The organism is Streptomyces sp. TLI_146 (assembly GCF_002846415.1).
Taxonomy (GTDB): Bacteria; Actinomycetota; Actinomycetes; order Streptomycetales; family Streptomycetaceae; genus Streptomyces.
The window spans coordinates 29,782-51,889 of record NZ_PJMX01000002.1 but is presented as its reverse complement, the minus strand read 5'-3'; the positions used below and the strand labels follow the sequence as shown (position 1 = coordinate 51,889).

25 protein-coding genes are annotated in these 22,108 nt (G+C 73.7%); 13 read left to right on the top strand and 12 right to left on the bottom strand.

What is annotated here, in order from left to right; translation table 11 throughout:
- Window positions 1–23: 23 nt before the first annotated feature.
- The 4 genes from BX283_RS39225 (at window position 24) to BX283_RS39210 (ending at window position 3,000) form a co-directional block, all read left to right on the top strand.
- Window positions 24–233: a hypothetical protein gene (locus tag BX283_RS39225; protein WP_143676651.1), complete on the top strand. Its 210-nt coding sequence runs from the start codon at window positions 24–26 to the stop codon at window positions 231–233.
- Between the two features lie 165 nt (window positions 234–398).
- Window positions 399–1,700: a cytochrome P450 gene (locus BX283_RS39220; protein ID WP_101392957.1), complete on the top strand. Its 1,302-nt coding sequence runs from the start codon at window positions 399–401 to the stop codon at window positions 1,698–1,700.
- A 182-nt stretch (window positions 1,701–1,882) separates the two neighbouring features.
- The gene (locus BX283_RS39215) at window positions 1,883–2,623 is read left to right on the top strand and encodes a hypothetical protein (protein WP_101392955.1); all 741 of its coding nucleotides are present in this window, start codon (window positions 1,883–1,885) and stop codon (window positions 2,621–2,623) included.
- 110 nt (window positions 2,624–2,733) lie between these two features.
- Window positions 2,734–3,000, top strand: coding sequence for a chaplin (locus tag BX283_RS39210; RefSeq protein ID WP_101392953.1), 267 nt, complete (start codon window positions 2,734–2,736; stop codon window positions 2,998–3,000).
- A 77-nt stretch (window positions 3,001–3,077) separates the two neighbouring features.
- On the opposite strand, the gene BX283_RS39205 is transcribed toward BX283_RS39210, so the two are convergent.
- Together BX283_RS39205 and BX283_RS39200 are read right to left on the bottom strand one after the other, a co-directional pair.
- Window positions 3,078–3,956 (bottom strand): tyrosinase family protein, encoded by an 879-nt coding sequence (locus BX283_RS39205; protein ID WP_101392951.1) that lies wholly within the window; start codon window positions 3,954–3,956, stop codon window positions 3,078–3,080.
- A 36-nt stretch (window positions 3,957–3,992) separates the two neighbouring features.
- Complete coding sequence (locus BX283_RS39200; protein ID WP_257584512.1) at window positions 3,993–4,640, bottom strand: tyrosinase cofactor; 648 nt, start codon at window positions 4,638–4,640, stop codon at window positions 3,993–3,995.
- A 432-nt stretch (window positions 4,641–5,072) separates the two neighbouring features.
- On the opposite strand from BX283_RS39200, the gene BX283_RS39195 reads away from it, so the two are divergent.
- Window positions 5,073–5,366 carry a hypothetical protein gene (locus tag BX283_RS39195; protein ID WP_101392947.1) on the top strand — a complete coding sequence of 98 codons (294 nt, stop codon included), beginning with the start codon at window positions 5,073–5,075 and terminating at the stop codon, window positions 5,364–5,366.
- Window positions 5,367–5,460: 94 nt separating this feature from the next.
- Here the strand turns inward: BX283_RS39195 and BX283_RS39190 are convergent, their stop codons facing one another.
- The 5 genes from BX283_RS39190 to BX283_RS39170 all read right to left on the bottom strand — a co-directional run bounded on the left by BX283_RS39190 (window position 5,461) and on the right by BX283_RS39170 (window position 8,430).
- Complete coding sequence (locus tag BX283_RS39190; RefSeq protein ID WP_101392945.1) at window positions 5,461–5,961, bottom strand: DUF5949 family protein; 501 nt, start codon at window positions 5,959–5,961, stop codon at window positions 5,461–5,463.
- Window positions 5,962–6,231: 270 nt separating this feature from the next.
- A complete protein-coding gene (locus BX283_RS39185; RefSeq protein ID WP_306822875.1) occupies window positions 6,232–6,531 on the bottom strand; it encodes a hypothetical protein in 300 nt (99 codons plus the stop codon).
- Between the two features lie 307 nt (window positions 6,532–6,838).
- Window positions 6,839–7,561, bottom strand: a complete 723-nt coding sequence (locus BX283_RS39180) for a hypothetical protein (protein WP_101392941.1) — start codon at window positions 7,559–7,561, stop codon at window positions 6,839–6,841.
- 284 nt (window positions 7,562–7,845) lie between these two features.
- On the bottom strand, window positions 7,846–8,085 hold the full coding sequence (locus tag BX283_RS39175; protein ID WP_101392939.1) for a chaplin: 240 nt from the start codon (window positions 8,083–8,085) through the stop codon (window positions 7,846–7,848).
- A 105-nt stretch (window positions 8,086–8,190) separates the two neighbouring features.
- On the bottom strand, window positions 8,191–8,430 hold the full coding sequence (locus BX283_RS39170) for a chaplin (protein WP_101392938.1): 240 nt from the start codon (window positions 8,428–8,430) through the stop codon (window positions 8,191–8,193).
- Between the two features lie 415 nt (window positions 8,431–8,845).
- Between BX283_RS39170 and BX283_RS39165 the strand changes: the two genes are divergently transcribed.
- Genes BX283_RS39165 through BX283_RS39130 form a run of 8 tightly spaced genes read left to right on the top strand, consistent with a single transcriptional unit; the run spans window position 8,846 to window position 18,527 of the window.
- The gene (locus BX283_RS39165; protein WP_373979779.1) at window positions 8,846–9,970 is read left to right on the top strand and encodes a glycosyltransferase family 4 protein; all 1,125 of its coding nucleotides are present in this window, start codon (window positions 8,846–8,848) and stop codon (window positions 9,968–9,970) included.
- Window positions 9,967–11,454, top strand: a complete 1,488-nt coding sequence (locus BX283_RS39160; protein WP_257584510.1) for an exopolysaccharide biosynthesis polyprenyl glycosylphosphotransferase — start codon at window positions 9,967–9,969, stop codon at window positions 11,452–11,454. The genes BX283_RS39165 and BX283_RS39160 overlap by 4 nt, the downstream gene beginning before the upstream one ends.
- Window positions 11,455–11,456: 2 nt before the next feature.
- Complete coding sequence (locus BX283_RS39155) at window positions 11,457–12,809, top strand: O-antigen ligase (protein ID WP_101392932.1); 1,353 nt, start codon at window positions 11,457–11,459, stop codon at window positions 12,807–12,809.
- Entirely contained in the window at window positions 12,806–14,794 is a 1,989-nt protein-coding gene (locus BX283_RS39150; RefSeq protein WP_257584509.1) for a lipid II flippase MurJ, read from the top strand. Before BX283_RS39155 ends, BX283_RS39150 begins: the two co-directional genes overlap by 4 nt.
- 22 nt (window positions 14,795–14,816) lie before the next feature.
- Window positions 14,817–15,608 (top strand): polysaccharide deacetylase family protein, encoded by a 792-nt coding sequence (locus BX283_RS39145; protein WP_101392930.1) that lies wholly within the window; start codon window positions 14,817–14,819, stop codon window positions 15,606–15,608.
- Complete coding sequence (locus BX283_RS39140) at window positions 15,605–16,774, top strand: glycosyltransferase (RefSeq protein ID WP_101392928.1); 1,170 nt, start codon at window positions 15,605–15,607, stop codon at window positions 16,772–16,774. Before BX283_RS39145 ends, BX283_RS39140 begins: the two co-directional genes overlap by 4 nt.
- On the top strand, window positions 16,771–17,415 hold the full coding sequence (locus BX283_RS39135) for a lipopolysaccharide biosynthesis protein (RefSeq protein ID WP_101392926.1): 645 nt from the start codon (window positions 16,771–16,773) through the stop codon (window positions 17,413–17,415). The genes BX283_RS39140 and BX283_RS39135 overlap by 4 nt, the downstream gene beginning before the upstream one ends.
- On the top strand, window positions 17,412–18,527 hold the full coding sequence (locus BX283_RS39130; protein WP_101392925.1) for a GNAT family N-acetyltransferase: 1,116 nt from the start codon (window positions 17,412–17,414) through the stop codon (window positions 18,525–18,527). Before BX283_RS39135 ends, BX283_RS39130 begins: the two co-directional genes overlap by 4 nt.
- 15 nt (window positions 18,528–18,542) lie before the next feature.
- Here the strand turns inward: BX283_RS39130 and BX283_RS39125 are convergent, their stop codons facing one another.
- The 5 genes from BX283_RS39125 to BX283_RS39105 form a co-directional block, all read right to left on the bottom strand.
- A complete protein-coding gene (locus tag BX283_RS39125; protein WP_101392923.1) occupies window positions 18,543–19,121 on the bottom strand; it encodes a GNAT family N-acetyltransferase in 579 nt (192 codons plus the stop codon).
- A 71-nt stretch (window positions 19,122–19,192) separates the two neighbouring features.
- A complete protein-coding gene (locus BX283_RS39120; protein ID WP_101392922.1) occupies window positions 19,193–20,062 on the bottom strand; it encodes a class I SAM-dependent methyltransferase in 870 nt (289 codons plus the stop codon).
- A 26-nt stretch (window positions 20,063–20,088) separates the two neighbouring features.
- Entirely contained in the window at window positions 20,089–20,448 is a 360-nt protein-coding gene (locus tag BX283_RS39115) for a glyoxalase (RefSeq protein WP_101392920.1), read from the bottom strand.
- Between the two features lies 1 nt (window position 20,449).
- Window positions 20,450–20,629, bottom strand: a complete 180-nt coding sequence (locus BX283_RS39110) for a ribbon-helix-helix protein, CopG family (RefSeq protein ID WP_101392918.1) — start codon at window positions 20,627–20,629, stop codon at window positions 20,450–20,452.
- A gap of 68 nt (window positions 20,630–20,697) precedes the next feature.
- On the bottom strand, window positions 20,698–22,074 hold the full coding sequence (locus BX283_RS39105; RefSeq protein WP_107503704.1) for a glycoside hydrolase family 26 protein: 1,377 nt from the start codon (window positions 22,072–22,074) through the stop codon (window positions 20,698–20,700).
- Window positions 22,075–22,108 lie beyond the last annotated feature (34 nt).

Below are 22,108 nucleotides of genomic sequence, written 5' to 3'. Positions count from 1 at the left end.
CTGCCGTGGCAGGGTCGGCGTTGGTGGCCGCAATGGCACCTTCTGCTCAGGCGTTTGACCTCGGCCGGACCATCAGCAGCGCCGCGCAGACGGCCGCCGTGGCCGGGCAGAAGGCGAAGCCCGTGGCCGAAGGGATTGTCGGTCCCCATTTCGACAAGAAGGTCAAGGCCGCCGGGGATGCCGTGAAGGCCGGGACCGACGCCGTGAAGGCCGGGCACGACCTGGTCAGTTGAGTTCACCGGCACGGGGAGGGGAGCCCGAACCAGTTCTCGTTCCGGTAGTGGTGCCGGTTCTGGTTCTGGTTTTCTCTGCCTTGTCCTTCCGCCCCTGAGGAGTTGATCCTCGGGGGCGGACTTCCCTTTTATGCGACTTATGCGACTTCAACGGCGGGTGGAACATTGTCCGTTGGTACGGATAGTACGAACAGTGAGCGCGTCGGTGATCTCCGCGATCTCCATGGTCTCGATCTCGCCGATCCGCAGTTCTGGAAACTGCCCCGCGACCGCCGCCTCGAGGCCTTCGCCCTGCTGCGGCAGCTGGACCGGCCCGCCTACTTCGTCGAGCGGGCCGCGGCCGGGCGGCGGCGGCCCGAGCGCGGGTTCTACGCCCTCGTGCGGCACGCCGACGTCGTCGAGGCGAGCCGGATGGCCGACGTGTTCGCCAGCGCGCCGGGAGCCACCTCCCCCGAGCCGCCCCGCTGGGTGCGGGGGGTGTTCGGGGACTCCATGGTCAACCTGGACGGGCCGCGCCACGCCCAGCTGCGGCGCGTCGTCTCGCGCGCCTTCACCCCCCGCGTCCTCGCCGACGCCGAGAGCGGCATCCGCGACCTCGCCGCCCGTATCGTCGACGACCTGCTGGCCACCGGGGCCGACGAGTTCGTCTCCGCCGCCGCCTCCCGGATGGCCTTCGAGGTCATCTGCGACATGCTCGGCGTGCCCGAGCCGGGCCGCGTCGAGATCGCCCGCCAGGTCGACCGGGCCTCCGAGAACGCCGGAGTCGCCCGTACGCTGCGGGCCCGTATCCGGGTGCCCGGGCGCGGGTTGCGGGCGCTCGCCCGGATGCAGCTCACCGTCGCCGCGCTCGGGCGCGAGCGGCGCCGACGGCCCACCGGCGACCTCATCTCCGCCCTGGTCACCGCCGACGTCGACGGGCAGGCCCTCAGCACCCGCCAGCTGGGCTCGTTCTTCTCGCTGCTCATGGTCGCGGGCGTGGAGACCACCCGTAACGCCATCGCCCACGCGCTCGCCCTGCTCACCGACCACCCCGACCAGCGCGAACTGCTCACCGGCGACTTCGAGCGGTACGCCGACGGCGCCGTCGACGAGATCGTCCGCTTCTCCACTCCCATCATTCAGTTCCGGCGCCATGTGATCCGTCCCCATACTCTGGGCGGGCACGATTTCGTACGCGGTGACCGCGTCATGCTGCTGTACGCCTCCGCCAACCGCGACGAAGCCGTCTTCGACCGCCCGGACGCCTTCGACATCACCCGGCGGCCCAATCCCCATCTGGGATACGGGGGCGGCGGGCCCCATTACTGCCTCGGCGCCCATCTCGCCCGCGTCGAGATCAAGGCCCTGCTGCGCGAACTCCTGATTCGCCCGCTCGCCCTGAACGCCGTGGGCGTACCGGACCTGGGGCATTCCAATTTCGACAACCGCGTCCGCGCGCAGCGGTGTGCGTTCGCCTCACGCCCGTAAACCAGTAGCGCCGTAGACCCGAACAGATCATCCGACTTGCGCTAGACGGGTTGCCGCGTGCTCCCTCCCGTACGGACACGCCCGTGGATACGGCCCTTCCCGCGATGCCCGGAGTATTCCTAAGACCATCTGGTGACCATCTGGTCCTTCTCCCCGCATTCCTGTCGGAGGGTTTGTTCGGCATGCACAACATCTCTGGTTCTGTCGCACGGGCCGCCCTGGTGGCAGGCCTCGTCACCGCGCTGGGTACGGCGTACAGCGCGGCCGCGGCGAGCGGCGATCCCGCCGCGGACCGCTCCTCCACACCGCCGGGCGCGGCGTCGGCCCCGTTCGCCGGGCAGCCGGACGGGGGACAGCCGCCCGTCCGCACGGGTGCTGACTTTGCGTCAGGCCCCCGTGACCACCGCGACGGTCACGACGACCACGACAGTTACGGCCGCGACCACCACGGCAACGACGACCACCCCGACTACGGGCACGGCAACGGCCACGGCAACAGCACCGGCGGCGAATACGGCGAGGAGCACGGCGGCGAAACCCCCCGCCCGCACCCCTCCCACCACCACCCGCACCACCCCCCGCACCACCCCAAGCCGTCGCACACGCCGACCAAGCACCCCCACCCGCACCCCAAGCCCACCCACACCAAGCCGACCGGGAAGCCCACCCACCCGGGGCCCAAGCCCACCCACCCGGGCACTCCGGGCCACACCACCCCGCCCGGTCACACCACCCCTCCGGGTGACAACAAGCCGCCGAACCACGGCAAGCCGCCGCAGCCCGGCAAGCCGCCGCAGATGGCGGAGACCGGCAGCGACAGCCTGCCGCTCATGCTCGGCGCGGCCGGCGGCACGCTGCTGATCACCGGTGGAGCCGTGCTGGCGCTGGGCCGGCGCGCGGCCCGTCACCAGCAGACGCAGTAAACCTCCGTTACTTCTGCACGCCGGGCGCGTTTAGCCATGGCAACTGCGGCTTCGCGGTGGCCGTCGGCCGTCGGGGGCCCTGAAGCGTTGGAACAAACAAGGAGAACTTGATGTCTCGTATCGCGAAGACCGTCGCCGTCCTCGCCGGAACGGGTGCGGTGGCGCTGAGCGGTGCCGGCATGGCCACGGCCGACGCGGGGGCGCACGGCGAAGCGTCGCACTCCCCGGGTGTGCTGTCCGGCAACCTGATCCAGGTCCCGGTCCACGTGCCGGTCAACGTGTGCGGCAACACCATCAACGTGATCGGCCTGCTGAACCCGGTGTTCGGCAACCACTGCGAGAACAACAGCGGCCACCACGGGGGCTACGGGCGCTGAGCCCGTCCCTCGACGGCGGTTCGTTCGCGTACGGCCCCCGGGTCCTCCCGGGGGCCGTACGCGTGTGTGCGGCGCGGTCAGTCCGCGTACTTGTAGATCTTGCGGTGGTCCAGGAGCGCCGCCGGGGTGGTGTTCCACGGGGGCATCCGCTCGTTGAGGGCGGCGACGCGGCCGCTCTGCGGGTCGTCGGCGCCGGGCGGCCGGGCGGGGCGGTAGCCGGACTTGGGGTGGCGGGTCTGCCAGCGCGACCAGATGAGGTCGACGAAGGCGTGGTGGAGCCAGAAGACCGGGTCGTTGACGGCTCCGCCGCCGATCATGGTGCCGCCGATCCAGCGGTGCACGCGGTTGTGGGTGCGCAGTTTGTCGACGCCGGCGCCGTCCGTCCAGCCCTCCATCTTGTTGCGGAAACCGGTGGGGCTCAGCGAGTTCCAGGGCTCGACGTCGTAGACGGAGTCGGTGAGCGCCCGGTTGAGGTCGTCGCGCGGCGGCAGGTCGAGCGGGTCGCCGCGGCCGAAGGCGTTGCCGAGGTCGCGGGTGAGGAAGGGGTCCTCGGTGACCCCGGCCTCGATCTTCCACTTGCCGTTCCGGTAGGCGAAGGGCCCGGTCATCACCTGGAAGTCCTCGCTGCGGCCGGTGCCGCCCATGAAGTCCTCGGCCCACAGCGACGACGAGGGCGAGTTGTCCCGGGTCCAGTCCCAGTACGGGACGGTGACGCGGGGGTTGATCGCCCGCAGCTCGCGTTCGAAGTCGAGCAGGAAACGGCGGTGCCAGGGCAGGAAGGAGGGCGCCATGTGGGCGACGCGCAGCCCGTCGTCCCCGTCGCCGACGAAGTACTCGATGTGCGTGCGGACGAACCGGTCGTACTTGCCCCGGCGCTTGAGCTCCAGGACGGCGTTGACGAAGGCCCGCTTCTCGGCCTTCGTGAGGTTCTTCTGGTTCTTGCGGATGTACACCATGCGGGTTGTCTCACCTGGCCTGTCGGGTGCGGGGCGTCACTTGCCGTGGACCGGGTTGGCGGCCAGTCGGGCGGGGCCCAGCACGTCGACCGCCGCGCGGACGGCCTCCAGCGGTGTCGCGTACGAGGTGTAGTGGTCCACCGAGCTGATGTACGTGCCGTCCGCGCGGCGCATCAGATGCAGATGGCGGCCGTCGATGAGGGCCTCGAACCCCGCGCCCGCCGTGCTGCTGCCGCCCGGTCCCGGGTGCGGCAGCGCCGGGACGGTGCCGGGCGGGCGCTCCGGGGCCCGGCCGGCCGCCGCCGCCATCGCCTGCGCGTGCATATCGGCGAGGACCGTGCGGCCCTGAATGCGGCGCCCCCGGTAGGTCTCGTCGAACGCGGTGGGCAGGCCGGTGCCGGCGGCGGCCGCCTCGCCGGTCCCGAGCCAGGGCGAACCCGCCTCGCCGGTCCCGGTCCAGGGCTCGGTCGGATCGGCCCCGGTGCGTGGGGCGGCGTTGATCCGGGCGAGGGTGCCGCCGGTGAAGCTGACGACCGTCAGGGTGAACAGGCCGCGCAGCACTCCGCGCCGGGTGGAGGCGGGAGCCGTCCACCGGGGGCGGCCGGGCCACAGCGCGCCGGGGCGCGGCAGGCGCAGGCGCTTCGGGCCGACGCGCCGCCGCGGCACCGGGTCTTCGGTGATCACACGGGTCTCCGTTCTGCCCCGGGGCCGATCACTTACCGCCCGGGGCTGATCGTTCACAAGGGGGCATTCGGGACAACGAGACCGCCCCGAAACCGTTCCGGCCGTCATTGATCACTTGGTGTCGGATCCGCTGGGCAGCCGTGACCTTCCCGGCGGCCGCTCGTTGGTGCGGGTAGGGCAGAGGAGAATGAACGCCTGCTGGGGTCCCGGAGGTCTACACGATTCCGGGGCCTTGGTCTTTGTTCCGCCCGTGTGCCGCCTTTGCGCCCCTCCCTCTTCCCTCCCCGCACCGTCGGCTTCTGACGGCTTCTGACGGGCCGCCAGCCCCCGCCACTCACATGCAGTAGTCAGCCGCTCGCTCAGCGCGACAATCCGGATTTGTCGGATTAGCGTCCTTGATGTCCGTGTTCACCACATCAGGAGACACCGAAAATGACGCTTCGTCAGATAGCTGTAGCCGCCGCCCTGTCCGCCGTGGCGATCCTTCCGGTCGCCGGCGCCGCCCAGGCAGCGCCCCAGACGGCCCGTACCCCGGCATCGGCGGCACTTTCGTGCGGGTACGGCGAGAAGTGCAAGGACAAGGACCACCGGGAACACGGTCGCTACGACAACAACGGTCGCCACGACAACTACGGCAGCTACGGCCACGACGGCCGTGACGACCACGACGGCCGCTACGGCCACCACGGCGGAGGCCTGCTCGGCCTGCTGTTCGGGGTGCTCTAGCTCCCAGCCGGTCCGCACATGAGAACGGCGTGTGCCGCGGACTCCACCGTCCGCGGCACACGCCGTTTCCGTACGCCCAGGGGGCCTCGGGCGGCTACTTGCGCAGGCGGCGGACCGGCAGGACGCAGTGGCCCGCACTCAGTAGCGTCTCGGCGTCGCCCGCGAACGCCCGCAGCATGTCCTCGGTGACCGGCCGGCCCGGGACCGCCTCGGGCCAGGGACGGGTGGCGAAGACGAAGTGCGCGGCGTCCTCGGCCTGCGCGGCCGCCATCCACTCGGGCGGCGTGGCGCACTGCACCTTGAGCTGAGGCATCGTCAGGCTCACCTGGCCGGCCTCCAGGAGGAGCGTGATCGGCATCGTCGCCCCGTGCTCGGCGTCGTTGACGGTCCCGGCGGGCATGCCGATCTCGTCGAGCAGCTCCCGGGCGGCCGCCTCGGCGCCCTCGGGGCCGTCTTCGCCGTCACCCAGCGAGTACGCCATGAGGAACGCCACGTCACGGTCCTCCTCGGGGTGCGGGCCGCTCCACGCGAGCAGGGCGAGGGTGCCCAACTGGGCGGTCCTGGAAGGGCGTACGGCACTGGAAGCTGAGGTCATGCCGGGACTCTAGCGACATCGCGGCGACACCAGGACCAAAGCCCACTCGTTAGGGCGAATCGGATTACCGCCCGGCCCCGGGGGCGCCCGCCGACCGGCCCCCGCGCCGTCCCGCCGCCCCCCGTCCGGACCCGTCACCCGGACACCGGGGCCTTTCGCCTGTCCCGTTCCCGGGATTCACGGAATATGGAGAAATCCGGCCGCGCACTCCCGGATTCCCCTGCCCCCGTAACCCCGTTTTACCCCCGTAAAGAAATTCGCCGCTCTTTATCAGTGGCCGACCGGAAGGCCGCCGAGAAGTCCCGCCGGGGCAATGCCATTGGTCTTGTTCAGACCGCCGGTGGCCTGCCCGACCGTGTGGATCAGGGAGTCGCTGGAGTTCGGGTCGAGGGCCTGCGTCTCGACGATGGTCGGCGTGGGGTTGGTGAGCGCCTGGCTCGCCAGCGTCTCCAGACCGCCGTTGAGGCTGGTCGGGGGCATACCGGCGGCGCCGAAGCCACTCGACGCGAACGCCGGGGTCGCGGCCCCCACCACTGCCAGGGAACCGGCAACGATCGCGGCAACCTTCATCGGCTTCATCATCATTCCTTCCGGTGGCGACATTTCGTCGCGGTTTACGGTCCGCTGCAAGCGCTATTCGAAGTTCCATGCGCTACCTCTTGGGTAACGACCTCCGCGCCCGAGGGAAACCCAGCAGTCGGGAAATTGTTGCCGGACCACTCGGATGAAGTGGGCCGCACCGATACTCGTACGTAAAGGATCCTCGTATCAGCATCCAGGCGGTCCCCTCGCGCGGCCGGACAGCACGAAGCGCCGGTCCTGTCCGGGAGACCGGCGCTTTCGTACGCGTGCTGCCCCGCGGTACGGGGTGGTGCGCTCAGGAGACCGGGAGCGGGAGGGGCAGGGGCACGGGCAGCTTGGGGAGCTCCACCGGCAGCTTGGGCAGGCCGGGCAGACCGCTGCCGAGCACGGCGCTCAGGAGCAGCTTGAGCAGCTCGCCGACCACCGCCGTGGCATCGGCCACGACTCCCGTGAGGTTGACTGCGGTGAGGTCCTTGACCAGCTGGTCCACGGCCTTCTGCAGGGTGGCCACGGCGTCCGCCACGGGGTCGGCGGCCGCCGGGGCGCCGTGCGCTGCCGCCTTCGTCAGGCCCCCCAGGCCCGGCAGAGCCGGCAGGGCGGGCAGCGCGGGCAGGGCCGGCAGCGCGGCGGAGGGCGCCGGGGGTGTCGCGGGAATCGCCGCTGCCGGGGGCGTCGCCGGGGCCGCGGGCGCGGCCGCCGGCAGCTTGGCGATCGCGGCCTTGAGGGCGTCCACCAGTTTGGTGAGTGCCTCGGGGGACAGGCCGCCCTTTTGCACCGCGGCGAGCAGCTCGGTCGCCGCGCCGACCACCCCCGCGACCGGGCCGACCGTCTTGAGCAGACCCGTCGCTGCGTCGAGGCCGGGTACGGGGGGCAGGGGGGCGGCGTCGTCCGGGGCCACCACCGGCCGCTTCTGCGGCTGTTCGGCGGCCATCGCGGTGCCTGTGGCACCCGCGACACCGAAGAGCATCGCGGCGGAGACGGCGGTTGCGGTGAGACGACGAGAGGCGCGACCACGCATGGAAGGGGGTCTCCTTCGGTGAGGCAACAGGATTGCCCTCACCATGTGCGGGCAGCGACACGCCTGCAACCGGATGATCACACCAGGTGATCGACTGACTCCCCCTCACGTCCCTGAACTGGGAGAACCGGTGGGGCCGAGCTGACGGACCGTACGGCCAATCGTGCGGGGACACCCCGTACGGCCCAGTCGGCGCGGGGCCCGGACGTGCGAAACCGCCCTTCCCCCGCGGGGAAAGGGCGGTCAGCGTACGGCGGTCCTGTGCGGCCCGGCGTGAGGGAACGTCAGTTGTTCACGCACGTGTTGCCGAACGCCGGGTTCAGCAGGCCGATCAGCTGGGCCGAGTTCCCGCAGAGGTTGATCGGGACGTGGATCGGCACCTGGATCAGGTTGCCCGACGCGACACCCGGGGAGTGGGCGGCCTCGCCCGACGCCTCACTGTCGGCGGTGGCGACGCCGGCACCGCCGACGACGGCCGCGGCGGCAGCGGCGGAGAGGGCGAGGGCCTTGGCGGTACGCGACATGGAGAAGCGCTCCTCTTGATGGGGGGGGAGTAGGCCGGGCGGTTGTCGCCCGGCCTACCGGTCAACGCAGGTCAAGGCCGCAAGTTGTGGCCTGACCGGGTGAAGTCAGTTGTTGGTGCAGTGGTTGCCGAAGGCGGGGTTGAGCACACCGACCACGTTGACCGTGTTCCCGCAGACGTTGACCGGGATGTGCACCGGCACCTGGATCAGGTTGCCGGACAGGACACCCGGGGAGTGGGTGGCCTTGCCGTCCGCGTGGCTGTCGGCGGACGAGACGCCGGCGCCGAGCACGACGACGGCGGCACTCGTACCGACCATTGCTACGGACTTGACAATTCGCTTCATCACTTTTTCCTTTCACGCCAAAGATGAGGCACTTCATCAACGAGGCTGTTTACGATCGGATACGGATGATCACCCGATGGGACACTCCGAAACACATTCATGACGATCCCCGGCGGCGAATGCGGCTACAGTTGCTGCCCACCCATTGACCACGTGAAACAGCAGTAAGTCGGGGGCTCGGCCATCCGGCTCAGCAATGCGGAATTCCGTGACCGACCCGGGGGGAAACACACCCGTTCGGCGGGCCGCTTATACGAATACCTTCACATGAGCGGAGTGACTGCGCGTGCAGCCGCAATTCCCCGAAGCCGGGCGGGAAACCGGAAGGGAAACCGGACGGAAAGCCGGACCGGGACCGCAGGCCGGACCCGATGGCGCGCCCGGACCCGGCTCCGCGCCGCACGTCCTGCACCTCGTGCAGCCCGTCGACGGCGGAGTGGCCCGGGTCGTCGCCGACCTGGTGCGGGATCAGCTCCTGGGCGGGCTGCGGGTGTCGGTGGCCTGCCCGGGCTCGGGGCGCCTGGGCGCGGAGGCGGCCCGGCTCGGCGCCGACACGTACACCTGGCAGGCCACCCGCGCCCCCGGACCGGGCCTGGTCGCGGAGACGTTGCGGGCCGCCCGCCTCATCCGCCGCCTGCGGCCCGACGTCGTCCACGCGCACAGCGCCAAGGCCGGAGTGGCCGCGCGGCTCGCCGTGCGCGGCCGCATCCCCACCGTCTTCCAGCCGCACGCCTGGTCGTTCGAGGCCGTCACCGGCCCCGTCGCCCTCGCCTCGCGCGCGTGGGAGCGGGCCGCGGTGCGCTGGACCGCGCGGGTGGTGTGCGTCAGCGAGGGCGAGCGCGCCACCGGCGAACGCGCCGGGATCCGTATGGACGCGGTGGTCGTCCCCAACGGCGTCGACCTGGAGCGCTACCGCCCGCCCGCCCCGGGCGAGGACCCGCGCGCCGCGCTGGCCGCGCTGCGGGAGGTGGCGGCCGACGCGCCGCTGGTGGTGTGCGTGGGGCGGCTGTGCCGCCAGAAGGGCCAGGACGTGCTCCTCGACGCCTGGCGCGCGCTGAGCGCCGAACTGCCCGCCGCCCGCCTCGTCCTGGTCGGCGACGGCCCCGACGAGGCGGCGCTGCGGGCGGCCGCGCCCGCGTCCGTCCTGTTCGCCGGGGCCGTCGACGACGTCACCCCCTGGTACCGGGCGGCCGACGTGGTGGTGCTGCCCTCCCGCTGGGAGGGCATGGCACTGGCGCCCCTGGAGGCGATGGCCTGCCAGAAACCCGTCGTCGTTACTGATGTGGGCGGCTCGTCGCAGAGCCTGCCGCCCGGGCACGCGCTGTTCTGCCTCGTCCCGCCGGACAGCCCGCAGGCGCTGGCCCGGGCCGTCGGCGCGCTGCTCGTCAACGCGCCGCTGCGCAGCGCCCTGGGCCACCAGGGCCACCAGCACGTGACCACCACCCACGATGTGCGCCAGACGGCGGAAGCGATCGCGGACCTCTACCGCGAACTGTCCGGCGCCCGGCGCTCCGAGTGCAGGGAACCCACCTTCAAGTGACTGCGGACAACACCGTCCCCTCCCCAGGAGGGGGCGTTCCTTCCCCGGCGGGTCCGCGCCGGGGCGGCGGGGGTGCGGCGGGGGCCGTTTCGGTGGTGGCGCCCGGCCGGGCACCCGCCGCCCCGCCGCCGCTGCCCCCGCGGCGCGCGCCCCGGCCCCGTACCGACACCGCGCTGATGGCCGCGGACGGCTGCGCGGTGCTGCTCGGGGCGGCGGCGGGCGGCGCGGGGCTGCCGCGGGCGGCGGCCGCCGCGCTGGTGGTGTGCGTGCTCGTGCTGAACGGGCACGCCGGGCTGTACCGGCCGGGCGGGATCACCGTGGCGCGCGGAGTCCTGGACGAGGTGCCCGCGCTTCTCTTCCGGGCGGCCGTCGCCTGGTGCGTGCTCGCGGCCGTGCGGCCGGGGCCCGCGCTCGCGCTGCCGGTCCTGGCCGCCTGCTGCGGCGTGCAGACGGCGGTGAGCGTGGCGGCGCGGGCGGGGGCGTACGGGGTGCGCAGACGGCGGGCGGCGCGCTCGCCGCGCTCCGCGCTCGTGGTGGGCCCGGCGACGGCGGCCCTGCGGGTGGCGGCGGCGCTCGGGCGGCGCCCGCAGGTCGGGATCCGGCCCGTCGGCGTGGTCGTCCCGGTGCTGCAACCGGTGCCCGAGCCGGCCGCCGTGCCGGTCCTGCGCACCATCGAGGAGGTGCAGCGCGCGGTCATCCAGAACAGCGTCCGCGACGTCCTGTTCACCGACGCCGACGCCGCCGACCACCCCTCCCACTCCGTGCTCCTGGGCCAGCTGGAGGGCTGGGGCTGCGCCCTGTGGTACGTCGACACCCGCGCACCCGGGGCGGGCGCCGAGGCGGCGGCGGGCGCCGAGCTCGCCGGGTTCCCGGTGCGCCGGGTGCAGACGGCCGGCGTGCGCCGCCCCGGGTTCGCCGTGAAGCGGGCGCTCGACCTGTGCGTGGCGCTGCCCGCGCTGCTGCTCGCCGCGCCCGTGCTCGCGGTGTGCGCGGTGCTGCTGCGGGCCAGCGACGGGCCCGGCGTGGTGTTCCGCCAGGAGCGGGTGGGACGCGACGGGCGCTCCTTCACGCTCTGCAAGTTCCGTACGCTGCGCCCCGCCGACGCCCATGAGGCCGCCACCCGGTGGAGCGTCGCCGACGACGAGCGGATGAGCCGCACCGGCCGCGTCATGCGCCTGACCTCGCTGGACGAGCTGCTCAACCTGTGGAACGTGGTGCGCGGCGACATGAGCCTGGTGGGGCCGCGCCCCGAACGGCCCTACTTCGTCGCCCAGTTCGGCCAGAGCCACCCCGGCTACCGGGCCCGCCACCGCATGCCCGTCGGCATCACGGGCCTCGCCCAGGTGGAGGGGCTGCGCGGCGACACCTCCATCGAGGACCGGGCCCGCTACGACAACTACTACATCGACCACTGGTCGCCCTGGCAGGACGTGTGCGTGCTGCTGCGCACGGCGGCGTCCCTGGTGCGTCCCACCGGGAGCTGACGATGGCTCAGACCACGGCGGCCACACCCCGCACCACGGCCCCGCCCGCGTTAGCGGCGGCCGTGCGCCGCCACGTACACCTGCTGCCCCTGCTCGCCGTCCTCGCGCTGCTCGCGGTGCCGCCGCCGGGCGGCGCGGGCGCCGAGGGCTCGGGCACCGGGACGCTCGCCGACGCCGCCTCCGGCGTCCTGGTCCTGTGGGCGCTCGGCTCGTCGCTGCGGTCCGGGGCCCGGCCCCTGACACCGGCGGCGGCCGGGCTGTTCGCGGTCGCGGCCGCCGGGATCGCGGTGGCCGCGGCCGGGGCCGGCGACCCGGGCGAGGCGCTCGCCGGGATGGCCCGCTACCTCCAGATCTTCGTCCTCGTCCCCCTCTCGGTGCTGCTCCTGGTGCGCGACCGGCGGGACTTCACGGTGGTCGCCGCCGCGCTGGTGGCGCTCGCCCTGGTCGAGGGCGCGGTGGGGGTGCGCCAGTACCTCACCGCGACCGGCGCCTCGTACATGGGCGAGGACATCCGCGCCGTCGGCACCTTCGGCGCCTCCGACATCATGGGCATGGCGACCGTCGTCTCCTACGGCGTGGTGGCCGCGGTCGCCTTCGCGCTCGCCCCCGACAGCGGCGCGGGCCGCGCCCGGCGTCCGGGCGCGCTGGTGTGCGCGGGCCTGCTGCTGGTGCCGCTGGCGCTGTCGTTCAGCCGGGGCGCCTGGATCGCGACGGCTCTCACCTGCGTGACGCTGCTGCTGCTCGCGGGCGTCCGGCGGGCCCTGCGCGTCGCCGTGACCGGCGTCGCCCTCGCCGTCGTCGTGGTGGGCGGCGCGGGCGCCGGGACCGCGCTGCTCCAGGAGCGGCTGTCCAGCATCACGCAGGTCGCGGACGCCCCCGACCAGTCGGTCACCGACCGGTACACCCTGTGGAGCGCGGCCGCCGGGATGTGGCGCGAGTCGCCGCTGACCGGCGTCGGCCTCAAGGGCTTCCCGGCCCACCGCGACAGCCACGCCCCGCTCGCCCTGTCGTCGGGCAGCGACACGGCGGGCGCGGGCGCCGCCTTCCGCCGCCAGCCGCTGCTGTCGCCGCACAACATGTACCTCCTCATCCTGAGCGAACAGGGCCTGGTGGGGGTGTGCACGCTGGTCGCGGGCTGGGCGGCGCTGCTGGTGTGCGCGCTGCGACGGCTGTACGCCCGCCCCGGCGAGCGGGACTGCGGCCTCGCCGCCACCGGTCTGCTGCTGTGGCTCCTCGTTGACTTCTTCTACGGCGACATCGGCGGCCCCTCCACCGTCCTGACCGCCCTCGCGCTGGGCCTCGCCGCGTGGTGGGCGCTGGGGCGCCGAGGCGACGGGGAGGCCGCGCGGCGATGAGCGACGCCTCCCGTACGACGCTGCCGGGCCCCGCACCGACGGGCCGCCGTGCCGCGGGCCGCCCCGACTCCCCCTCCGGCGGGTTCCTGGCCAAGGCGGCCGCCGTCACCGCCGCGCTGACGGTGGCGGGGGCGGTGCTCGGGCTGCTGCGCGACCAGACGTTCGCGCATGTCTTCGGCGCGGACACCGACACCGACGCGTTCCTGGTGGCGTGGACGGTCCCGGAGGTCGCGGCCACCCTCCTCATCGAGGACGGCCTCGCGCTGGTGCTCGTCCCGGCGTTCAGCCTGGCGGCCCTGCGGCGCGGGCGCGGCGGCCCCGACCCGGTCCGGGCCCTGGTCGCGGCCACCCTGCCCCGGCTGATGCTGGCGCTGGCGGCGCTTTCGGCGCTGCTGATCGCGACCGCGCCCGCCCTGGTGGACCTGCTCGCCCCCGGCCTGCCCGAGCCGGGCGTGGCCGTCGACTGCACCCGCCTGACCTCGACTTGCGCGCTCACCTTCGGCCTCGCCGGATACTGCAGCGCCGCCCTGCGCGGCCACGGCCGCTTCCTCGCCCCGGCGACGATCTACGTGGCGTACAACGTCGGCATCATCACGGTGCTGCTGGCCTTCGGCGGCCACTGGGGCGTACGGGCGGCGGCGGCCGGGGTCGCGGCCGGCGGCGCCCTGATGGTGGCGGCGCAGGCGCCGTCGCTGTGGCGGGGGATGCGGCGGCGGCGCGGAGCGCCGTGGGGCGAAGGATGGCTGCACGGGCTGCTGGGGTCAGTCGGGGGGCCGCGCGGAATGGGCCCGTCCGGCGCGGACCAGTCCGGCGTGAGCCCGCGCGGCGCGGGCAGGCCCGGCGGATCCGCGCGCGGCCGAGCTGCGGCCCCAGGGCCCCAAGAGCTCCCCGGCCCCCAGGAGGTGCCCGGCCCCCAAGGGCTCTCCGGCCCCCAAGAGTTCTCCAACCCCCAGAAGGCGCCCGGCCCCCAAGAGCTCCCCGCTGCCCCAGAACTCCCCGCTCCCCGCGCACTGTCCGGCCCCGAAACCCCTCGCGCCCCGAAACACTCCACCGCCCCGAGGCAGCCCACCGGCGCCCCGCGCAAGCACCCCACCGGCGCCCTGCGCCTGGCCATGGTCGCCCCCGTCGTCGTCTTCGCGCTCAGCCGCCAGTGCCAGACCCTCGTCGAGCGCCACCTCGCCGCCCCGCTGCCCGCCGGGGCGATCTCGCACCTCAACTACGCGCAGAAGGTCGCGCAGATGCCGATGGTGCTCTCCCTGATGCTGTGCACCGTCACCTTCCCCGTGGTCGCGCGGGCGCTGGCGGCGGGCGAGACCGAGCGGGCCCGGCGGCGCGTCGAGGGCGATCTGATGGTGGCGGGGGCGATCGTGCTGCTGGGCGCCGCCGTCGTCATCGGCTGCGCCCCGCAGATCGTCGAGGTGCTGTTCCAGCGCGGCGAGTTCGGCCCCGCCGACACCGCCGCCACCGCCGCCGTGATGCGCGTGTACGCGCTGGGCCTGCTCGCCCAGACCGTGGTCGGCGTCCTGGTCCGCTCGTACTTCTCGGCGGCCCGCCCCACCTGGTATCCGGCCGTCACCATGCTGGTGTGCCTGGCGGTGACGGCCGCCGCCGGGGCGTGGGCGGCGCCGGTGTGGGGCGCGCGCGGCATCGCCGCCGCCAACGCGCTCGGCATCGCGAGCGGCGCCCTGCTGCTGCTCGCCGGCACCGGCCGCCGCTCGGTGGGCCTGGCCCGGCGCCGGGTCGGCGGCGAACTGCTGAAACTGGCCGCCGCCGGGGCCGGGGCGAGCGCCGCCTGCTGGTGGTGCGCGGCCCAGGTGGCCGACCCTCTGGCCGCGCTCGCCACCGGCGCGCTCGCGGCCGTCGCCGCCTTCCTCGCGCTGGCCCGCGCCGCCCGCGTACGCGGCTTCGCCCCGCTGCTCCTGCTCCTGGCCCTGCTCCGACTGCTGTCCCGCCCCCTGACCCGAAGGCCGAGGCATGCCCGTTGACACCCCTGCCCTGTGGGCAGCGATGTACCACTCGGTCGGCGCCCGCGCCGACGACCCGTACCACATCACCGTCACCCCCCGCCGGCTGGAGCGGCAACTGCGCTGGCTGCGCGGGCGCGGGCTGCTCGGCGTCGGCATGGCCCGGCTGCTGCGGGCCCGCGCGGCGGGCGGCGGCACCCGCCTGGTGGGTCTGACCTTCGACGACGGGTACGCCGACTTCACCGAGGAGGCGCTGCCGCTGCTGCGCCGCTACGACTGCACGGCCACCGTGTTCGCCCTGCCCGGCCGCCTGGGCGGCGTCAACGACTGGGACCCGATCGGCCCGCGCCGCCCCCTCCTTGACGAGGACGGTATCCGCCGCGCCCTGACCTGGGGCATGGAGATCGGCTCCCATGGCCTGCTCCACACCGACCTCACCACCGCCGACGACACCACCTTGCGCCACGAGACGGAACACAGCCGCGCCCTGCTGCGCGACCTGACCGGCCGGGACGTGCTGGGCTTCTGCTACCCGTACGGAACGGTCGACGAGCGGGCCATGGACGCGGTCCGCACAGCCGGTTACAGCTACGCCTGCGCCATCGACCCCGGCCCTCTGACCGGCCGTTACGCCCTGCCGCGCGTCCACATCGGCGAGCGCGACACCGCCCCGCGCCTGCACCTCAAACGCCGTCTGCACCGCTGGCGGCGCCGCTCGCCCGGCGACGGCCCGGGCAACGGATTCGTCCCCGAGGACCGCCCGCCGGTGCTCGGCCCGCCGCGCGAGGCGAGCGAGCCGAGCACCACGCCCGTACCGGACCCGGAGGCCCAGTGAGAGTCCTGCACATCATCACCGGCCTGGGCGTGGGCGGCGCGGAACAGCAACTGCGCCTGCTGCTCGGCCAGTTGCCCGCCACCTGCGACGTGGTGACCCTCACCAATCCGGGCGCCGTGGCCGAGGGCCTGGCCGCCGACGGGGTGGAGGTGAAACACCTGGGCATGGCCACCAACCGCGACCTGAGCGCCCTGCCCCGCCTCACCCGCCTGATCCGCCAGGGCCGTTACGACCTGGTCCACACCCACCTCTACCGCGCCTGCCTGTACGGGCGGGCCGCCGCCCGGATCGCCGGGGTGCGCGCGGTCGTGGCCACCGAGCACTCGCTGGGCGCCGCCACCATCGAGGGCCGCCCGCTCGGCGCCGGGGTGCGCGCCCTGTACCTGGCGTCCGAACGGCTCGGCACGTCCACGGTCGCCGTGTCCGCGACGATCGCGCGGCGGCTGCGGGAGTGGGGGGTGCCCGCCCGCCGCATCCATGTGGTGCCCAACGGCATCGACGCGGCCCGATTCCGCTTCGATCCGCTGCTGCGCTCCCGCGCCCGCGCCCTCCTCGCCCTGCCCGAGGACGCGTTCGTCATCGGCGGGGTGGGCCGCCTGGTCGCGGGCAAACGCTTCGACACCCTCGTCCGGGCGCTGCCCCACCTTCCCGGCGCGCGGCTGCTGCTGGTGGGCGGCGGCGTGCAGGAGGCGGCGCTGCGGGCGCTCGCGGCGCGGCTCGGGGTGGCCGGGCGGGTGTGCTTCGCGGGCGAGTGCGCGTACGACGGCGCGGGCGGGGGGCTTGACCTGCCCGCCCTGCTCGCCGCGATGGACGTCCTCGCCTCCCCCTCCGCCGACGAGGCGTTCGGCCTGGCGGTGGTCGAGGGCCTGGCGGCGGGCCTGCCGGTCGTGTACACGACCTGCCCCGCCGTCGACGACCTGGCGCCGGGCCAGGCGCCGGGCGCGGTACGGGCCGACGCGGCGGGCTTCACCGGCGCGCTGCGGGCGGTGCGCGAGGCGGCGGGCGGCCGCCTGCCCGTCCCTGCGGCGGTGGAGCACTACGCGGTGACCACGTCGGCGGCGCGCCTGGCGGCGGTCTACCGGGCGGCCCTGCACGGCACGACTCCCGTACTCGACCAGCGAGTTCCCACAGACCCCTCAGTCACGTCAGGAGTGAACGCGCGATGAGCGAATCCCGCAGGGGGTGGCGCCCGGTGCGGCCCCGCCTCGGCAACCGGCCGCTGCCGAGGTGGTGGCCGCTGCCCGTGTGCGCGCTGCTCGGCGCGGCGGCGGGCGGTGTGTACGGGCTGGCGCGCCCGGCCGAGTACACCGCGACCAGCTATGTCGTGGTCACCCCCACCGGCAAGTCGGACCCCGCCACCGCCCTCGGCTTCGCCCAGGCGTACGGGCGGGTCGCCACCCAGGTCGCGGTGATCGGCGACGCGCAGGCGTGGGCGGGCGTCCCCGCCGACACGATCCGCCGCAACGTGCAGACGGCGACCTCGCCGGACGCGCCGATGATCGCCATCACGGGCACCTCGGGGCGCCCGGACGAGGCGGCCGACATCGCCAACGCGGTGGCGCGCGCGCTCACAGTCAACGGCGAGCACACGCAGGAGAGCACGGGGGTGCGCCTGGTCCAGTTCTCGCGCGCCGCGAGGCCCGCCGACCCGTCGTCGGCGCCCGCCTCGCTCACCGCTCTGGTGGGCGGCTGCGCCGGGGGCCTGGCGGGCGGCCTGATCCTGCTCGTACGCCCCAAAAGGCGCGAGCCCGCGCCGGTGCCCGCACCGGCCCTGCCGGCCGGGTCGCCGTACGGAGGCCCCCGATGACCACGGTCGTATCCCACACCGCCGCTCTGGTGGGCGAAGTGTGCACGGACACCGGCCGGTTCGCGGCGCTCGCCGACGAGTGGCGGCGCCTGCACGGCCGCTGCCGCACGGCGACCCCGTTCCAGAGCCACGCCTGGCTGCACTCGTGGTGGACGTCGTACGGCGTGAGCGGGCGGCTGCGGGTGGTCCTGGTGCGCCGGGGCGGCGAACTGGTCGCGGCGGCCCCGCTGATGCTGGTCTTCCGCCCGTTCCGCACGCTGGTGCCGCTGGGCGGCCCGATCTCCGACTTCACGGACGTCCTGCTCGACGACGACTGTGCGCGGGAGGCGGCGCGGGCGCTGGCGGCGGCGGTGCGGGCGGCGGCCGGGGGCGCGCTGGTGGACCTGCGCGAGGTGCGCCCGGGCGGCGCGGCGCAGCAGCTGCACGAGCTGTGGCCGGGGGCGAGGGCCTGCCTGGCGGACTCGGCGTGCCTGGAACTCCCGGCGGCCCCCCTGGAGGACCTCCTGACCCGCCTGCCGGCGAAACCGGCCCAGCGGGTCCGGGCGAAACTGCGCAAGATCGACGTACTGGGGGTGACGGAACGACAGGTCCCCCCCGAGGAGGTGGAGAAGACCCTCACCTCCCTCCTCGCCCTGCACCGGTTGCAGTGGAGCGGGCGCGGAGTGACCCCGGAGCATGTCCGCCCCCGGTTCGCCGAGCACCTGACCCGCGCCGTGTGCCTGATGACGGCTCAGGGGGAGGCGGCCCTGACGGAGTTCGTGCTCGACGGCGAGGTGGTGGCCGTCGACCTCACCCTCCAGTCCCCTTCCCTGGCGGGCGGCTACCTCTACGGCGCCCACCCCGCCCTGCGCGCACGCAAGGTGGATGTGGCGGCCCTGCTGATGCGCGCCGCGACCCGCCGCCTGGACGGCACGGGCCGCACCGTACTGAGCCTGCTGCGCGGCGACGAGCCGTACAAACACCACTGGCGCCCCGACACGCTCCACAACCAGCGCTTCCTGCTGGCCCGAGGCACCCGCGCGGCACCGCTGCTGTGGTGGTGCGCGGGATATGCGCGGGGGCGGAGGTGGGCGGCGCGGTATGTACGGAGGTGGCGGGACGGCGGGCGCTGAGCCGCCGTCCGTACGTCATCCCACCAGCCCCGTGGGCGAGGTGCGCAGGCCGAGCACCATCACGTCCCGCAGGTCCGCACCCTCCCACGGGCGCCCCTCGCCGACCTTGCGGTACCCCCAGGCCCGGTAGGCGGCCGACGCCGCCTCGCTGCCCGGGTGGACGTTGAGCAGCACCCGCTCGGCCTCCAGACCGTCGATCAGCGTCTCGTGCAGCCGGCGCGCGACGCCCTGCCCGCGCCACGGCCCGCGCACGGCGAGTTCCCTCAGGCCGAACGTCCGGCGCCCGTCCTCGCGTCGCATGTCGTCGGGAACGGCCTCGGTCAGCTGGTCCCACCATGCCGAGTCGGGCCCGACCGGGTAGCCGTACGCCATGCCGACCGGCTCGCCGTCCCCGGTACGGGCCAGACAGGCGCGGAAGGTCCCCTCGCGGGTCCGGGAGCGGAAAGTCCGGAAGGCGGCCGCGACGTCGTCCGCGGTCTCGTGGTACGGCGGTTCCGCGAACGCCTCGGCGTAGACCAGCCTGAACGCGTCCTCGGCTCGCGCGGCCGCCGGCCCGTCGACGCGCTCTATGGTGATCGTTGCTCGCTGTGTCATATGGCGCCCTCCCGGACGGTTTCGAGGATCCGCTCGCCGCGTTCGCGGCCGCGGCACGTGCCCGTACCCGGTCAGACCGTGGCCACCAGCACGTCCTCCCCGCTGGACGGGCGCAGGCCGTCCGTGCGCCCCGCGAAGTAGCGTGCGGCGTGGGTGGCCGCCGACACGTGGTGGGCGTCGCGGAAACCGGCCTCGCGGGCCAGGCGCAGCATGTCCTGCGGGGCGTAGAAGCTGAGGAACGGCGTGCCCGCGGCCCGCGCGCCCGCCTCGCTGGCCAGCAGGCCGGGGCGGTCGCGCTCGTCGACGAGGTCGACCGGCAGCAGGAACGTCATGGCGAGCGTCGAGCCGGGGGCGAGCGAGGCGATCCGGCGCAGGGTCGCGGCGGTGGCGTCCTCGGTGAGGTACATGCTGACGCCGGTGGAGACGACGACCGCGGGCCGGGAACGGTCGAAACCGGCGGCGGCCAACCGCTCCCACCAGTCCTCGTCCGCCTCGAAGTCGACCGGCACCAGGTGCAGCCACTCGGGTATGCCGTAGCCGAGTTCGGCCAGGCGCCGGCGCTTCCAGGCCTGCGGGCCCGGCTGGTCCACCTCGAAGATCCGCAGCCGGGAGGCGATCTCCGGCCTGCGCTGGGCGAAGGTGTCCAGACCCGCGCCCAGCACGACGTACTGGGTGACGCCCTGCTCGGCCTGCTCGGCGATCAGGTCCTCGACGAAACGGGCGCGGGCCGCGATGGCCGCGCGCAGCCCGCTGGTGCGCTCCGGGTCCATGTCCGGGCGCTCGCGCCAGCCCTCGCCCGGGTCCGCGATCCGCAGACCGACCTCGTCCTCGACGATGTGGGGCGCCGGGTCGACCCGCAGGTGCAGCGCCCGCCACAGGGCGGTCCGTACGGCGGTGTTGTCGGGCGCGGCGACCTGCTCGCGCGCTGTCGCGTCCTTCATGGTGCTCCCCCTCCTGCGGTGCCGGGTTACTTCTTGGCCGGAGCCTGGAGGCTCCACACGCGCCCGTCGGGGTCGCGTACGGTCATCTCCCTGGTCCCGTAGTGGGTGTCCTCGAACGGCGTGATCACCTCGAGGTCCGGGCCGGGGACGAAGGCGTCCGCGTCGGGCACCCTCAGCACGAGCCGCGTCTGCGGCTCCTGGTCCTCGGGGACCTCGGCGACGAACACGTACGCGCCGTCCCCGTTGCGCAGCAGCGCGGAGTTGTGGTCGGTCGCGAACTCCAGCTCGTAGCCGAGCGCCTGGAAGAACTTCGCCTCCCTGCCCCAGTTGTGGGTCGTCAGGAAAACGGCCTCGATGCCTTCGGTCGCCCTGCCCTCGGTCGCCATGTCAGCTCTCCCCCTCGGTCGGTTGCCGTGCGGTCTCGTGGGCGTCGTCGAGGTAGGCACGCAGCGCGTCGGCCACCAGCGCCGACAAGGAGGTGCCCGACTCGATGGCCCGGAACTTGACCTGCTTGATCAGCGAGATCGGCAGATACACGTTGAATTGCTTGACTTCCTCATCACCCACGAGACGCGATGCTAGCATCCTAGGGGCCTAGCAAGCTAGGTCATGCTGGGCCCCTAGGATGCGGGAGCTCATCTGCTGCGGGAGTACCAGTCGAACCGCAGGCAGAGCTTGCCGCCGAGCCAGTACTCGATCCACGGACCCAGGTCCATGGGCCGGCAGTTGGCCGGGGGTTGTGTGGGCTGCGGGTTGGTCGGCGGCTTCACCGGGGGCACGGCTGGGGGCACGGCCGGGGTCGGCGCGGGCGGGGTGACGGGCGGAGTGACCGGCGGCACCACGGGCGGTGTCACCGGCGGAGTGACCGGAGGAGTTACGGGCGGCACCACCGGCGGCTTCGGCGTCGGCACGGGCGTCGGCACCGGCGCCGGATCCGTACGGCCGAACAGCACCGACCGGTACACCCGCGCCGCCTGCGGATTGGCCCCGCACTGCCACACCCCGTGCGGGCAGTAATCCGTGATGGTGTTGTAGAGCGGCTTGTGCGCGTCCATCCACTCGAGCATGCGCCGCATGTATTCCGGGTTGTCGCCGTTACGGAAAAGACCCCACTCCGGATAGGAGATCTCCTTCTTGTGCGCGGCGGCGAAGTCCACGTGCTGCTGCAGGCCGTACGGCTCCTTGACCTCTTCGTCGAAACTCTGGCCCGGCGGCTGGTCGTAGGAGTCCATGCCGATGACGTCCACGACGTCGTCACCGGGATAGCACTCCGTCCACGGCACGGCGTCCCGCCCCCGGCTCGGCGCGAAATCGAACCGGAACTTCTGGCCGGGCACCGACCGCATCGCGGCGACGGCACGCCGCCAGTACGCCTTCCAGGCCTCCGGGTCCGGCCCGCAGCGATGGGTGTACGTGGTGCCGTTCATCTCCCAGCCGAGCACGACGACCGTGTCCGGGATATTCAGCGCGACCAGCCGTTCGGCGAGTTTCCTGAAATGCTCGTCGAAACGGCCTTCCTGGCCCTGCCGCAGCAGCCTGCGGACCCCGTTGTCCGAAACGCCCGCCTCATTGTGGGCCTGCATCGGCACATTGAGGACGAAAAGCCGGTCCTCGCGCTGGCGCCGCCAGCGCGCCCAGCTCCCCAGGAACTCCGCGCGGCCCTCGATATCGCCCCAGGTCTCCCCGGGCAGATACGTATGACCCACCCTCAGATCGGCTCCCCCCAGCCACTTCTCCAGCTCCCCGATCCGCTCCACACCCCGGTCGTCGGACTCCAGAAACGCACCGAACCAGGTGGTGGACGGGTGCTTCGGGCCAGGTTCGGCGCCGCCCAGGGGTCCGGGATCGCGTCCGGGCGGGGCGACGGCGAGACAGGAGACGAGAGCCCCGGCGGCCACAACCGCGCACGCCGCTTTATAGGTTGCCGTGGCCGCCCGGCTTTTCCGCCGGTGCTTTCCTCTGCCACGCGTGGCGTCGCCGCTCTTCCCGCTGCCGTGCTTCCCCTGGCGCATGCCCACTCCTCCACGACGGATCCCCCATACCCGA

Excerpts from the sequence above, each read along its gene's own strand:
- BX283_RS39215 (WP_101392955.1), top strand. The coding sequence starts at position 1,883 with ATGCACAACATCTCTGGTTCTGTCGCACGGGCCGCCCTGGTGGCAGGC.
- BX283_RS39210 (WP_101392953.1), top strand. The coding sequence starts at position 2,734 with ATGTCTCGTATCGCGAAGACCGTCGCCGTCCTCGCCGGAACGGGTGCG.
- BX283_RS39205 (WP_101392951.1), bottom strand. The coding sequence starts at position 3,956 with ATGGTGTACATCCGCAAGAACCAGAAGAACCTCACGAAGGCCGAGAAG.
- BX283_RS39195 (WP_101392947.1), top strand. The coding sequence starts at position 5,073 with ATGACGCTTCGTCAGATAGCTGTAGCCGCCGCCCTGTCCGCCGTGGCG.
- BX283_RS39190 (WP_101392945.1), bottom strand. The coding sequence starts at position 5,961 with ATGACCTCAGCTTCCAGTGCCGTACGCCCTTCCAGGACCGCCCAGTTG.
- BX283_RS39185 (WP_306822875.1), bottom strand. The coding sequence starts at position 6,531 with ATGAAGGTTGCCGCGATCGTTGCCGGTTCCCTGGCAGTGGTGGGGGCC.
- BX283_RS39180 (WP_101392941.1), bottom strand. The coding sequence starts at position 7,561 with ATGCGTGGTCGCGCCTCTCGTCGTCTCACCGCAACCGCCGTCTCCGCC.
- BX283_RS39175 (WP_101392939.1), bottom strand. The coding sequence starts at position 8,085 with ATGTCGCGTACCGCCAAGGCCCTCGCCCTCTCCGCCGCTGCCGCCGCG.
- BX283_RS39170 (WP_101392938.1), bottom strand. The coding sequence starts at position 8,430 with ATGAAGCGAATTGTCAAGTCCGTAGCAATGGTCGGTACGAGTGCCGCC.
- BX283_RS39155 (WP_101392932.1), top strand. The coding sequence starts at position 11,457 with ATGGCTCAGACCACGGCGGCCACACCCCGCACCACGGCCCCGCCCGCG.
- BX283_RS39150 (WP_257584509.1), top strand. The coding sequence starts at position 12,806 with ATGAGCGACGCCTCCCGTACGACGCTGCCGGGCCCCGCACCGACGGGC.
- BX283_RS39145 (WP_101392930.1), top strand. The coding sequence starts at position 14,817 with ATGTACCACTCGGTCGGCGCCCGCGCCGACGACCCGTACCACATCACC.
- BX283_RS39135 (WP_101392926.1), top strand. The coding sequence starts at position 16,771 with ATGAGCGAATCCCGCAGGGGGTGGCGCCCGGTGCGGCCCCGCCTCGGC.
- BX283_RS39130 (WP_101392925.1), top strand. The coding sequence starts at position 17,412 with ATGACCACGGTCGTATCCCACACCGCCGCTCTGGTGGGCGAAGTGTGC.
- BX283_RS39125 (WP_101392923.1), bottom strand. The coding sequence starts at position 19,121 with ATGACACAGCGAGCAACGATCACCATAGAGCGCGTCGACGGGCCGGCG.
- BX283_RS39120 (WP_101392922.1), bottom strand. The coding sequence starts at position 20,062 with ATGAAGGACGCGACAGCGCGCGAGCAGGTCGCCGCGCCCGACAACACC.
- BX283_RS39115 (WP_101392920.1), bottom strand. The coding sequence starts at position 20,448 with ATGGCGACCGAGGGCAGGGCGACCGAAGGCATCGAGGCCGTTTTCCTG.
- BX283_RS39105 (WP_107503704.1), bottom strand. The coding sequence starts at position 22,074 with ATGCGCCAGGGGAAGCACGGCAGCGGGAAGAGCGGCGACGCCACGCGT.